Raw genomic sequence first — 12,708 nt, 5'->3', positions numbered from 1 at the left:
CGCGGGCACGCTCGCTTTTCCCGCAGTACGCCCGTGACCCCGCCTGGCCGCAGCCGCCTCGCGCGGCTCGCGGTGTCCGGCTGGTCCCACCGTGATTGATCGGGACGAATAACCACGGTGGGACCAGCCGGAAAGCGGGAGGCGCGCTGAGGGTCCGAGGGCGGCGGAGGTCGCGTGGCGGGGCGCGGGCGGGCGGCGGTGGTCACTCGGCGGCGGTGCTCCGGGCGTACCGAATCGGGGTCTGGCTCGGGGAAAGAAGCGGCCCGCGGCCGGGAAGGGCAGCGGGCCGAGTGGAGGTCCGGACTCGAGAAGCGGCCCGCCGCCGAAGGGCAGCGGGCCGAGTGGAGGTCAGGCGAGGGGGACGGAGCGGCCGGTGGAGGCGCTGACGCGGGCGGCGTCGAGGACCTCCATGGCGCGGACGGTGTCCCACGGGTCGACCGGGAGCGGGCCGTTGCCGAGGACGGCGTCGGCGAAGGCCGGATAGAACGAGTCCCAGCGGCCGCGGCTGCTCTCGACCGGGGCGCCGGTGGTGCCGCGCCACAGGTGGCCCCAGCGGTGCTGGTGTTCGATGCCCCAGCGGTCGCCGAGCTTGGCCGGGGTCTTGCCGGCCTTCAGAAGTTCCTCCTGGCCGTCGAGGTCGGCCGAGATGAACGTGCCGGCCGTGCCGGTGACGCGGAAGCGCGGGCCGGGGCCGCCCTGGCGCCAGCTGCCCCACAGGTGCGACTCGACGCCACTCAGGTGGTGAACGGCCAGGAAGAAGTCGTCGTCGAGCTCGGTCTCGCCGTGCATCTCGGCGTAGACGCGCTGGGCCGGGCCGTGCAGCTTGAGGGCCTGGTCGACCAGGTGGGAGCCGAAGTCGAGCAGGGTGCCGCCGCCGGCCGGCTTGATCCGGCGGTCGGGCGCCCAGCGTTCCATGCGGGACTCGAAGCGGCGGATCGTGCCGAGCGAACCCTTCTCGATCAGCTTCTGGATCGTGAGGTAGTCCGAGTCGAAGCGCCGGTTCTGGTAGACGGTGAGCGGGACCTCGGCGGCCTCGGCGGCCTTGACGACCTCGCGAGCGGTCGGCGCGTCCAGCGTGAACGGCTTGTCGACGACCACGGCCAGGCCCAGCCGGACGGCTTCGAGGGCCAGCTCGGCGTGGGTCGCGGCGGGCGTGGAGATGGCGACGGCGCGCACCCCGTCGGCGGCGAGCGCGGCCAGGGAGTCGTAGGCCCCGACGTCGGGGAGTGTCTCCGCGAGCTGGGCGCGGCGCTCCTCCGAGGTGGTGACGACACCGGCGAAATCAATGTTCGCCGCCGACGCGATCAGGGGGGCGTGGAAGATCCGCCCGCCGCTGCCGTACCCCACCAGCCCGAACCGCACCTGCTCGATCATGCCGGAAGTTTTTCACATCGATTGCCGGACCGTTACGGGTGCACCCGGCAGTTACTTGTGATAACGGCCGCATGACACGCCGTCACGAAATGTGGTATCAGCGGCGCAGTCCCAGTGCGGTGCGCACCACATTCCCGGCCGGGCGGAAGATCTCGTCGCGCATCCAGCGGCCGGTGACCGCGAGGCCGTGGAAGAGCGCGCCGAACGTGTACCGCCAGGCGAACGCGGCCGCGAGCCCGATCGGGCGCAGCAGATAGCGGTAGATCATCCGGGACGCCCAGGTGACGGCGAGCCCGATCGGGCGCAGGACCCACCGGTAGAAGGCGACGACGGTCCACGCGAAGCCCAGCCCGAGCGGGCGCAGCACCCAGCGGTAGAACGCGACGGCGGCCACGGCGATCCCGATGCCGAGGGGGCGAATGATCCAGCGGTACGACGCCCGGACCGTCCACTCGATGGCGACGCCGGACATCCGGAACGCCCAGACGAGCGCGTGCCCGATCGGTGACAGCACCCAGTCGTAGAACGCGGTCAGCAACCACACCAGCCCGCGCCCGACCGGCGACAGCACCCAGCGATAGAGCACCCGCCCGACCGGCACGAGCACCCACATGATCGCCATCGCGATCGGCCGCAACAGGTAGCGCAGCATCATCCGCAGCACCCAGGCGACGCCGGTGACCAGCGCCGCGGCCGTCCAGCGCAGCGCGTGCCAGATCGGCAGCAGCACCCACTGCAGGAACTGCCGGAGCAGCCAGAGCAGCGGCGCCAGCAGGAACGTCCGCAGCAGCCAGCCCAGCGCCCGCACGACCGGCACCAGGACGAACCGCTGGACCAGGACCGCGAGCTCCCAGAGCAGGCGGAAGGGGAACACCACGATCAGGGCGACAGCCCGGATCGGCCAGGTGATCCAGGCCGGCGTCTCAGGTGCCGGCTGGGGTGTGGTCATTCGCGTGCTCCTCGTTCACAGGCCGCCTCACGGTACTGGAACGGATCACAAGAAAAGCAGGTGGAGCCCCCTGTCGGATGCTTGACGAGGGCCAGCGAATCGATGCGCGCCGGAGAACAATCGCGGCATGGAACCCGCGCAGAAGGAACGTACGCCGTTCTCCGACATCGACGGACTGACGACCGAGATGTCGGAGGTCGTGGTGACGGTGCTGACCGAGATGGGCCGGCACTCGGAGATCCGGCGGGTCCGCCGCACCGGGTTCGACGCGCTCCACCCGGCGCCCGGCGCCCGGCTGCTGGACGCGGGCTCCGGGAGCGGTGAGGTCGCCCGCACCCTCGCCGCCGAGGTGGGGCCGCGCGGTGCGGTGATCGCGCTGGACCATTCCGCGGCGATCACCGCGGCCGCGGTCGCCCGGCACGACGACAGCAGCGTGACATACGTGACAGGTGACGTCGGCGCGCTGACCCTGCCCGACGACAGCCTCGACGGAGTGTGGTGCGAGCGGGTGCTGCAGCACGTCGACGACCCGGATCGCGCGATCGCCGAGCTGCGCCGGGTGACCCGCCCCGGCGGGCGGATCTGCCTGATCGACACGGACTGGGACTCGCTGGCGTTCGACGGGGTGCCGGAGGGTCTGCGGGACACCGTCATGTCGTACGTGCGAAAGCATTTCGTCCCTCCGCACCGGGACATGGGACGCACCCTGCGGCGGCGGCTGCTCGGGGCCGGCCTGACCGATCTGACCGCGACCCCGGTGACGTGCCTGTTCGGCAGCCCGGAGTCGGCGGCCGTGGTGCTCCCGATGGTCAGCCCGAGCGTGCCGGCCGACGCCTGGCACACCCCGCCGGGGCTGCGCGAGCAGTGGCTGGGCTCCGTGGAAGCCGCCGGCACCCGCGGCGACTTCCTCGCGGTCCTCACGATCTGGGTAGTAGCCGGGACTGTGCCTGATGGCCTCGCTCCGCTCGGCGGCATTTCGCCCCTTTGAGTCGATGACGAGAGTGCCGGAAAACAACTGCGCTTCGCTTGTCGTTTCCGGCACTCGTCGTCATCGACGGGCGAAACGCGCTGTGGTCACGGCTGGACCAATCACCGCTCCACCGGCTGCATGCGGTGCAGCAGGCGGTCCAGCGGCATGCTGGCGAAGCTGATGCGCACGTCGCTGGAGGCGTACGGCAACCAGAACCGTCCGTCGTGCACCAGCCCGCCGCAGGAGTAGAGCACGTTCGGCACGTACCCCTCGCGCTCGCTCTCGTCCGGGTCGATCAGGCCCTGCGGCAGATCGGCCAGCACCTTGGACGGGTCCTCGAGGTCGAGCAGCATGGCGCCGATCGCGTACCGCCGCATCGGCCCGACCCCGTGCGTGAGCACCAGCCAGCCGGCTTCGGTCTCGATCGGGGAGCCGCAGTTGCCGACCTGGATCAGGTCCCACCCGCGGTGCGGGACGAGCAGCGGGCCGGCCGGCTGCCAGCGGTGCTGGTCGTCGCGGACGGCCAGGCCGAGCGTCTCGCCGTCGGAGCGGCAGAGCGCCATCTTCTTGCCCTTGATGTAGCGCGGGAACAGCGCCATCCCCTTATTGCGCGCGGCCGGCCCGTGCAGCGCGGTCACTTCGAAGTGCCGCAGGTCACGGCTGTAGATGACCCGGCCGGAGATGTTGAACCCGTCGTACGCGGTATAGGTCGCCTGGTACGCCGGCCGCCCGTCCGGGTCGATCACCTGCACGAACCGGGCGTCCTCCATGCCCCGGCTCTCGCTCGGGGTGGCCGGCCACAGCACCCGTTGGTGCAGCGGCATGGTGGCCGGGAACGTGACCGCGTAGTCGTCCATCACGATGCGCCGGATCAGTTCCATCGTCATCGGGGTGGTCGGCCGGGCCTGCAGCTCGTGCGGGAGGTGGCTGAGGACGTCCTCGAACTCGGCGTCGTCGTACCGGTCGGGCAACGCGTTGAGGATGTACGCCGAGCACTCGTTGTCGATGTCCTCGTCTCCGAGCGCGGCGAAGAGCTGGTGTTTCATGTGCTTGGCACCGACCCGGGTGCCGATCGCGAGCGGGCCGTCCCGGTCCTCCAGGCGGAGCGCCGCGCCCGGCCCGATGATCAGGCTGCAGAACCCGATCGACGAGATGTGCCCCTCGCCGATCTGCCGCAGGCTCAGCGCCGCCCGCAGCTCGCCGGGGGCCAGATCGCTCTGGTCGGGGTGCGGGACGATCGACGGGTTGCAGAGCGCCGCCGCCTCGACCGAGAACTCGTGGCTGAAGTAGGCGCCGATCAGCGTCCGCGCCTGCGGCGACAGATCAATTTCCGGCGGTACGCGGTGCTGGACCACCTCGTAGTGGTGCTGGAAGACCGACAGGATGTCGTGGTGCCGGCCGGAGAAACGGTTCAGCACGTCCTCGAGCAGGGCGTTGATGTCGCTCTCGTCGAGCTGCAGCATCCGCTCGATCATGCACGCGGCGCGGTTGTGCGTGGCGTGCGCGTCCTCACCGGGGACGAACAGCTTGATGACGACGCGGCGGCCGTCAGGCTGCATGGTGATGTTGTGGCGGGTGATGTCGGTGGAGTTCACGGTAGCGGTCACGCGGGGGTCCTCCGGCTGGCCAGGGTGCGGGCATGCTGCAGCGTGGAGACGAGCGCGAGAGTGGATTCGGCTCCTTGGTTCAGATTAGGTCCATCCGCCGTCAATCCGTCATAACAACCGCAAGTCTCGCTGTCGTACATCACCGATCCGGTGTCGTTGTCACCCAGGAACCACGTGATCGACTGGAACAGCGGGGCGTCCCAGCGCTCGTCGCCGGTCACCGCGGCCGCCGTGGCGCAGGCGTCCGCGGTCGCCGCCGCCTCGATCGGCTGCTGGTCGTGCCGGTGCCGCGGCTCGCCCGCCCGCCAGCCCCCGACCGGGACGGTCGACAGATGACCGTGGTGCTCCTGCAGGTCACACAGCCAGGAGAGCATCCGCAGGCCGTCGCCGAGCAGAGCCTCGTCGCCGAGCAGATCGCCGGCCGCGATCACCACCTCGGCCAGGGCCGGATTCGCGTACGTCAGTTCGCGTTCCGGCCACACCCACGCGGGATCCGACCCGGGCAGGCCGACGACCGTGGCCGCGTCGCCGAGCAGTTCCGCGGCGAGCCGGTCGCGCGGGTCGGCCCGCAACACCTCGGCCGCGCCCAGCCCGGCGAACGCCATCGCCCGGGGCCAGGTGGAACGCCGCCCGGCGCCGAGACGGAACGCGAACAGCGCCTCCCGCCGGATCCAGGCGGCGCTGCTGCGGGCGGCGGCGGTGCCCAGCCCCCAGAGCGCCCGCCCCCAGCAGTCGCCGAGGGTCGGCTCGTCCTGCCAGCGCCGGTCGTAGCTCATCCGGTTGCGGAACGACCCGTCGGCGTCCTGCGCGTGGGTGAGGAAGGCCAGGTAGCGCTCGGCGGCCCGGAGCAGCTCGGGGCCCGGCCGTGGCTCCCGGCTGACCACGAGCAGGCCGCGGGCGACGTCGTCGACGCAGTAGCCGTGCTCGCGGCGGACGATCGCGGTCCGGGCGTGTTCCAGCAGTCCGGTGTCGTCGGAGAGCCGCAGCACGTGATCGAAGCGCGGCCCGGGAACGTCGGCCAGCCGGATGGGCGGCGGAATCAGCCGCAACCCCTGGCTCATGACCCCACTCCGCTTCGCTCCGCGGCGTCATGAGCCATGACGGGACTGTGCTCGATGATGAGCTCCCTCCGGTCGCTCATGCCGCCACTCCGCTTCGCTCCGCGGCGTCATGAGCCATGACGGGACTGTGCTCGATGATGAGCTCCCTCCGGTCGCTCATGCCGGAATCGTCGCAGTGGCGAGCGGCGCCCGGTCGGCCAGCAGGCGGGCGGCCAGGGACTGGTAGCGGGCGGCCACCGCCGGCCAGCGCAGGGTCGGCCCACCGGCGAGCCCGGCGAGGCGACCGGGCAGCCCCGGCTCGGCCAGCACGTGCCGGATCGCGAGGGCCATCGCCTCCGGGTCCTGGTGCGGCACCAGCAGCCCGGGTCCGTCCGCGAGCAGCTCGACGGCGTGCGGGAACTCGGTCGCGACCACGGGGATCCCGGCGCCGACGGCTTCGATCAGCACCCCCGAGGTGACCTGCTCGGTCGAGTCGTACGGCAGCACCACCGCGTCCGCCGACCGGATCAGCCGGGACAGTTCGGCCGGTTCGAGGTACGCGTCCACCCAGCGCACCGATTCCGTCACGCCGAGCTCCTCGGCCAGGTCCACGAGGGACTTGCGGTACCCGTCGCCCTGCTGTTCCAGCACCTTGGGGTGGGTCCGCCCGGCGACCGTGTAGACCGGCTCGGGTCGCACGTCGCCGACCAGGGCCAGCGCCCGCAGCGCCCATTCGATGCCCTTGCCCGGCCCGAGCAGCCCCCAGGTGAGCAGGTTGGGCCGGTCGTGGTCCTCGCGCGGCACCCCGGCGTGGCTGGCCGCCCCGTGCGGGATCACCGTGATCTTGCGCGGGTTCACCTCGTAGTTGGCGGTCAGGCGCTGCCGGGCGGTGTCGGTCATGGTCACGATCGCGTCGGCGAGGTCGGCGATCTGTTCCAGGACGGCGCGTTGCAGCCGGTCGGGCTGGGTGAGGACGGTGTGCAGAACCACGACGGCGGGGACTTTGAGGGCGCGCAGCAGCGGCAGCACCTCGGCGCCGGCGTCACCGGGGTAGATGCCGTACTCGTGCTGGAGGACCGCCACGTCGAAACGGTTCAGGGCGTCGGCCGAGGCGGCCCAGCCACCGGGCGTGTCGGTGTGCCACGTGTGCACGACCCGCGGTGCGGCCCGGTCGAGTGCGATTCCGCCACCGGCATTGTCCGGGCTGAGCAGGCGGACGACGCCCGATCCGACGGCCGCTCCGGGTGTTCCGGCGGTGAGGTGCGTGGCGAGTGCCGCATTGAATGTCGCCAAACCGCATTGAGTGGGCGGATAAGTACTCAAAAACCCGTATGTCGCGGGCATGACTGGCCTTTCTCTTCTCGGCCGGCTGCCTCCCGCAGCGCGGACACCGCGCGCGGGCAACACTACGGGCACCGCGCGTGAACGGCTCTGAGGCGCTTCGGGAAATAGTCCCCCGTTTAACGCGCAATTCACATGGGGACCGTAACAAGATCAAGCTATTCAGCTGATGATTTTTCGGTAAATCGCCAGATACTCATCGACCATCCGATCCGCCGAGAACCGTTCCCGCGCACGATCCGAGCATGTTTTCCGGTCGAGGCGCGCGACCTCGCCGACCGCGGCGACTGCCTCGTCGATCCCGTCGACCAGGCGGCCGGTGACGCCTTCGTCCACCACTTCGGCCATGGATCCTCTCCGGTACGCCACGACCGGCGTACCGGAGATCATCGACTCCACCACGGAGAGACCGAACGGCTCGGCGAACCGGATCGGGTGCAGCAGCGCCGCCCCGGACCCGAGGATCGCCCCGCGCTCGGCCGGTCCCACCGAGCCCAGGTAGACGACCGAGTCCCCGTCGATCAGCGGTTCAACCTCGGACTCGAAGAACGCCTGGTCCTGCACGATCCCGCAGATCACCAGCCGCCGACCGGCCCGGCGCGCGATCTCGATCGCCAGGTCGGTGCCCTTGTCCGGGTGGATCCGGCCGAACACGACCAGATCGTCGCCGCCGTCCGCGTGGAACGGGAGCCCGCCGAGGTCCACGCCATGGTGCACGGTGGCCAGGTAGTCCAGTTCGGGCGAACGGTCGCTGTCGGAGATGGACACGAACTGCGACCTGGCTCGCGCGTACGCGGGAAGGATGTTCTGTCCGGAGAATCCGTGCACGGTCGTCAGCATCGGCGCCCGGCTGTGCGCGGAGAACGCCAGCGGCAGCCAGTCCAGGTGGTTGTGGATCAGGTCGAACTCGCCCGAGCGGGCCAGCACGTGACTGACGTGGATCGCCTCCCAGACGCGCCCGTCGAGGTCGTCGTTCTCGGCGTAACCGGTCGGGGCGACGCCGTCCAGCGTGGCCCGGGTGACCGAGTCGAGCGTGGCGAAGAGCGTGACGTCGACACCACGCTCGATCAGCCCCTCGGCGAGCAGGCTGGTGATCAGTTCCCAGGGTCCGTAGTGCAGCGGCGGAGTGCGCCAGGCGATCGGCCCCAGGAGCGCCACTTTCATGACAAAGGCTGCTTCTCGGTAATAACCACGTGGTAAGTATGCCCGCCCGATACCGGCCGCGTTCTCGTGTTAGAGAAGAGCAATGACGGATTCGTGGTGGAAGAAGGCTGTCGTCTACCAGATCTATCCGCGGAGCTTCGCGGACTCGGACGGCGACGGGATGGGTGATCTGCGCGGGGTCATCAACCACCTCGATCACCTCGCCGAACTCGGCGTGGACGTGCTGTGGTTGTCCCCGATCTACCCGTCGCCGCAGGACGACAACGGGTACGACATCAGCGACTACCAGGACATCGAGCCGATGTTCGGCACGCTGGAGATCTTCGACGAGCTGCTCGCCGGTGCGCACGAGCGCGGCATGAAGATCGTCATGGACCTGGTGGTCAACCACAGTTCCGACGAGCACCCGTGGTTCGCCGAGAGCCGCTCGTCGAAGGAGAACCCGAAGCGCGACTGGTACTGGTGGAAGCCGGCCCGCGACGGCATGGAACCGGGCACGCCCGGCGCCGAGCCGACCAACTGGGGTTCGGTCTTCGGCGGCCCGGCCTGGGAGTTCGACGAGACGACCGGCGAGTACTACCTGCACCTGTTCTCGACGAAGCAGCCCGACCTCAACTGGGAGAACCCGGAGGTCCGGCAGGCCGTCTACGCGATGATGCGCTGGTGGCTGGACCGGGGTGTGGACGGCTTCCGGATGGACGTCATCAACATGATCTCGAAGGTCATCCCGCTGCCGGACGGACGGCTGTCGGCCGGTTCCGCCTACGCCGACGGCTCGGCCGGCTTCGTCGGCGGGCCCCGCCTGCACGAGTTCCTCCAGGAGATGTACCGGGAGGTCTTCGAGGGCCGCGAGGGTCTGCTGACGGTCGGCGAGATGCCCGGCGTCACCGTGGACGAGGCGCGGGTGCACACCGACCCGGCCCAGCACGAGATCGACATGGTCTTCCAGTTCGACCACGTCTGGGTCGACCGTGGCCCCGACCCGTGGCTGCTGCAGCCGCTGAAGCTGAGCAACCTCAAGGCGATCCTCGGGCGCTGGCAGGCCGGGCTCGCCGACGTCGGGTGGAACAGTCTCTACTGGAACAACCACGACCAGCCGCGGGTGGTCTCCCGGTACGGCGACGACTCGCCGGAACATCGGGTGGCCTCGGCGAAGATGCTCGGCACCGTGCTCCACCTGCACCGCGGGACGCCCTACGTGTACCAGGGCGAGGAACTCGGGATGACCAACTATCCGTTCCGCGACATCGGGGACTTCCGCGACATCGAGGCGCTGGGGCAGTACAAGCAGGCACTCGAGTTGGAAGGCCGTACGCCGGCAGAGGTTCTGACCGTGCTCCGCGCGCGCGGCCGGGACAACGCGCGCACCCCCATGCAGTGGGACGGGTCGGAGAATGCCGGCTTCACCAGCGGGACGCCGTGGCTGGCGGTCAACCCGAACTACCCGGAGATCAACGCGGCCGCCCAGCGCAAGGACCCGGACTCGGTCTTCCACTACTACCGGCAGCTGATCGAGTTGCGGCACGCCGAACCGGCCGTGGCCGACGGCGACTTCACCATGCTGCTGCCGCACGACGAGCGGCTCTACGCCTTCACCCGCCGGCTCGGGGACACCGAACTGCTGGTGATCGGCAACTTCACCGGCGAGACCGCGACGGCCGAGCTCGACGACGCGGCCGGCTGGGCCGGGGCTGAGCTGCTGCTGACGAACCTGCCGGGGGCGTCAGCCTCGTCGCTGACACTCGCCCCCTGGCAGGCCGTGGTCTACAAGCGGACGGTCACGCGGTGAGGACCGGCCAGGCGTACCCGAGCAGCGCGAACGCGGCACCGAGCAGGGCCAGGCTGAAACCGCGGCTGGGGATCGGCAGCGCGGCCAGCACCAGCAGGATCACCGCGATGATGTAGAGAATGCCCTGAGTGGACATGGAAACTCCTCGAAGCCGTGGGGATGGGGCGGCGACGCATTACCCCACGGCTTCCAGGCCCTAAACCACCGGGATTTCCAGTACGGACGTGTGCCGCACGGTCGTCTCGGTCGCCACCAGCCGGGTCGCCGTGGCGATCGGCTCGCCGGTGCCGTAATTGCGCATCCAGCGCGGATAAGCCCCACCGGCCACCAGCAGCCGGATCCGATGCCCGGCCCGGAAGCGGTGGGCGGTGGAGCCCATCGCCACCACGGTCGGCCCGTGCGCCGCGATCCGGGTCAGGCCGTCACAGATGTTGATCGACTTGCCGGCCGGGTCGACGTCACAGAGCCGGGCGAACAGATCGCCGCCGGCCGCGCTGGTCGTGGCGTCGAACGAGGCGTGCACCGGGCCCATCACCTCCACCGCCCCCGCCAGCGGTGGCGAGGTGAAGACCAGGACGTCGCCACGACGCTCCAGCGCGGCCATGTCGCGGGTGCCCTGCGTGGAGGACTGCAGGGCACCGCCGATCGACGGGGTCGGGTCCTCGGGGTCGTACCGGAAAATGCTGTAACCCGGACCCGGGATCTCGGTGAGGGAATCGGGGCCGAGGTGCAAGCGCCGCGGGCGGATGCTCGCCGGCGGCCAGTCGGGCAGGTCGCGCCACTCGTCGGCGCCGCCGACGTGGACCCGGACGGGCAGCTCCGGCGAGTCGCCGCGCATCCGCCGCAGCGCCTGGGTCATGAACGCCTCCCAGTCCCGCTCGTAGCCGTTGGTGTGCGTCCACGGGCCGATCAACAGATCCGTCTCCAGCCCCGCCGCCCGCCGGGCCTGGTAGAGCTCGATGACCTGGTCGGTGCCGAGATCGTGCCAGCCGGTGGAGAGGCTGACCGGGATCGGCAGCGTGGCGCCGGCCGGGCCGGTGTCGGTGCCGGCCCAGAACGGGTCGCCGGCCGACGGGCTCGTCATCGCCGCCTCGATCGCGGGCCGGGGGCCGGTGAAGAGCGACCGGTAGGCGTCGATCAGCGGCACGCGTCGCAGCATCCGGCCCAGGCGCAGCTGCATCCGGACGACCGCGCGCAGGTTCGCCCCGAACGAGTTGCTCTGCGGGTACATGGCGACGCCGCCGACCAGCGCCCGTTCCAGGGCGAACCGGCCGCCGGCCCAGTAGAACCGGTACGGGTCGACGACCGCGATCTGCATCACCGCGGCCCGCCACTCCGGGGGCGGGGCGTGGGCCAGCGCCAGCTGCGAATAGGCCATGTAGCTGCCGCCGACCGTGAACAGGTCGCCGGTGAAGAACTCCTGCTCGCGGATCCACTCGACCGCGGCCTGACCGTCGCGCCCCTCGTTGCTCCAGGCGTCGAACTCGCCGGTGGAGCCGCCGGTGCCGCGGCTGCTCTGCATCAGCACGTGGTAGCCCTGCTCGGCGAAGAGGACGCCGAACAACCAGTTCCACGGGAAGCCGCCGCGGATGTAGGGCGCGCGGATCAGGATCGTCGGGACCGGCTCGGTGGTGACCGGGGCGTAGTGGTCGGTGAGCAGCGTGGTGCCGTCGGCGCCGGGCACCGGCCGGGCCGGTGCCCAGCGGACGTCGTACCGTGCGGCGGGGCCCTTGCGGGTCCGTCTCCGCATCATCCGGAGGTGCCAGGGAAGTTCGCGCATAAGAACCCAACCCCTTTCCCGTACGTTGTACCGAAAATACTAGCAGGAGGAACGTCGATGCCGCGAGGGCGACCACCGGCCTATACGCGTGACCAAGTCCTGGCGGCGGCGGTCACGGTGGCCGACGCCGAGGGACTCGAAGCGGTGACCATGCGCCGGATCGCGACGGAGATCGGCGCGGGCGCGATGTCGCTCTACACCTACGTGCCGGACCGCGACCACCTGATCGATCTGATGGTCGACCGGGTCGCGGGGGAGCCGGCCCCGCCCCCGGTCACCGGCGACTGGCGGGCCGACCTGCTCGCGCTCAGCCTGGTGCAGCGGGACCTGATGCTGGCGCACCCGTGGCTGCCGACGGTGCTGGCCGGCCGGCGCCTGAGCGGGCGCAACCTGCTCGGCTTCCTGGAGCAGGGGCTGCACGCGCTCGAGCCGGCGGGGTTGCCCGGGGTCACCAGGATGACGCTGCTCGGGCTGCTCACCGGCTTCGTCGCGTCGTACGTGACCAGCGAGCTCGTCGGCGTGCCGACCGGCGACGCGGCCGCGGAGATCGGTGCGGCGCTGGCCGGCGGGGACTTCCCGTACCTGCGGGCCGCGCTGACCGAGCCGGCCGCGGTGGTGCCTGACTTCCGGACGATCGCGGACTGGATGATCACCGGTCTGGTCGAGTCGGCCCTGCGCGGATAAATAGAGCTTT

Annotated in this window: 11 protein-coding genes; 3 read left to right on the top strand and 8 right to left on the bottom strand. The window is 70.6% G+C overall.

Going from position 1 to position 12,708, the window contains the following annotated elements; translation table 11 throughout:
* Positions 1–348: 348 nt before the first annotated feature.
* Positions 349–1,374, bottom strand: coding sequence for a Gfo/Idh/MocA family protein (locus ACH442_RS22635; RefSeq protein ID WP_396340063.1), 1,026 nt, complete (start codon positions 1,372–1,374; stop codon positions 349–351).
* A gap of 97 nt (positions 1,375–1,471) precedes the next feature.
* Positions 1,472–2,323 carry a hypothetical protein gene (locus tag ACH442_RS22630; RefSeq protein ID WP_396340062.1) on the bottom strand — a complete coding sequence of 284 codons (852 nt, stop codon included), beginning with the start codon at positions 2,321–2,323 and terminating at the stop codon, positions 1,472–1,474.
* Between the two features lie 127 nt (positions 2,324–2,450).
* On the opposite strand from ACH442_RS22630, the gene ACH442_RS22625 reads away from it, so the two are divergent.
* Positions 2,451–3,311, top strand: coding sequence for a methyltransferase domain-containing protein (locus ACH442_RS22625; RefSeq protein ID WP_396340061.1), 861 nt, complete (start codon positions 2,451–2,453; stop codon positions 3,309–3,311).
* A 101-nt stretch (positions 3,312–3,412) separates the two neighbouring features.
* Here ACH442_RS22625 and ACH442_RS22620 read toward each other — a convergent pair whose 3' ends face one another.
* The 4 genes from ACH442_RS22620 to ACH442_RS22605 form a co-directional block, all read right to left on the bottom strand.
* Entirely contained in the window at positions 3,413–4,900 is a 1,488-nt protein-coding gene (locus ACH442_RS22620; protein ID WP_396340060.1) for a glycoside hydrolase family 130 protein, read from the bottom strand.
* Positions 4,897–5,961 (bottom strand): glycosyltransferase, encoded by a 1,065-nt coding sequence (locus ACH442_RS22615; RefSeq protein ID WP_396340059.1) that lies wholly within the window; start codon positions 5,959–5,961, stop codon positions 4,897–4,899. The genes ACH442_RS22620 and ACH442_RS22615 overlap by 4 nt, the downstream gene beginning before the upstream one ends.
* Before the next feature lie 156 nt (positions 5,962–6,117).
* Complete coding sequence (locus tag ACH442_RS22610) at positions 6,118–7,284, bottom strand: glycosyltransferase (protein WP_396340058.1); 1,167 nt, start codon at positions 7,282–7,284, stop codon at positions 6,118–6,120.
* 159 nt (positions 7,285–7,443) lie between these two features.
* A complete protein-coding gene (locus ACH442_RS22605; protein WP_396340057.1) occupies positions 7,444–8,445 on the bottom strand; it encodes a glycosyltransferase family 4 protein in 1,002 nt (333 codons plus the stop codon).
* Between the two features lie 82 nt (positions 8,446–8,527).
* Here ACH442_RS22605 and ACH442_RS22600 point away from each other — a divergent pair, with 82 nt between their 5' ends.
* Positions 8,528–10,234 carry an alpha-glucosidase gene (locus tag ACH442_RS22600; protein ID WP_396340056.1) on the top strand — a complete coding sequence of 569 codons (1,707 nt, stop codon included), beginning with the start codon at positions 8,528–8,530 and terminating at the stop codon, positions 10,232–10,234.
* Here ACH442_RS22600 and ACH442_RS22595 read toward each other — a convergent pair.
* Both ACH442_RS22595 and ACH442_RS22590 read right to left on the bottom strand, forming a co-directional pair.
* Complete coding sequence (locus tag ACH442_RS22595) at positions 10,224–10,370, bottom strand: hypothetical protein (RefSeq protein ID WP_396340055.1); 147 nt, start codon at positions 10,368–10,370, stop codon at positions 10,224–10,226. The two genes, ACH442_RS22600 and ACH442_RS22595, sit on opposite strands and share 11 nt — an antisense overlap.
* A gap of 60 nt (positions 10,371–10,430) precedes the next feature.
* Entirely contained in the window at positions 10,431–11,987 is a 1,557-nt protein-coding gene (locus ACH442_RS22590; RefSeq protein ID WP_396340054.1) for a CocE/NonD family hydrolase, read from the bottom strand.
* An 84-nt stretch (positions 11,988–12,071) separates the two neighbouring features.
* On the opposite strand from ACH442_RS22590, the gene ACH442_RS22585 reads away from it, so the two are divergent.
* Complete coding sequence (locus ACH442_RS22585) at positions 12,072–12,698, top strand: TetR/AcrR family transcriptional regulator (protein WP_396340053.1); 627 nt, start codon at positions 12,072–12,074, stop codon at positions 12,696–12,698.
* The last annotated feature ends 10 nt before the right edge of the window (positions 12,699–12,708 follow it).

It is taken from the genome of Actinoplanes sp. NPDC020271 (assembly GCF_044388125.1).
In the GTDB taxonomy this organism is placed as follows: Bacteria; Actinomycetota; Actinomycetes; order Mycobacteriales; family Micromonosporaceae; genus Actinoplanes.
The sequence above is the reverse complement of the archived record's forward strand: the minus strand, read 5'-3'. Positions and strand labels throughout refer to the sequence as shown.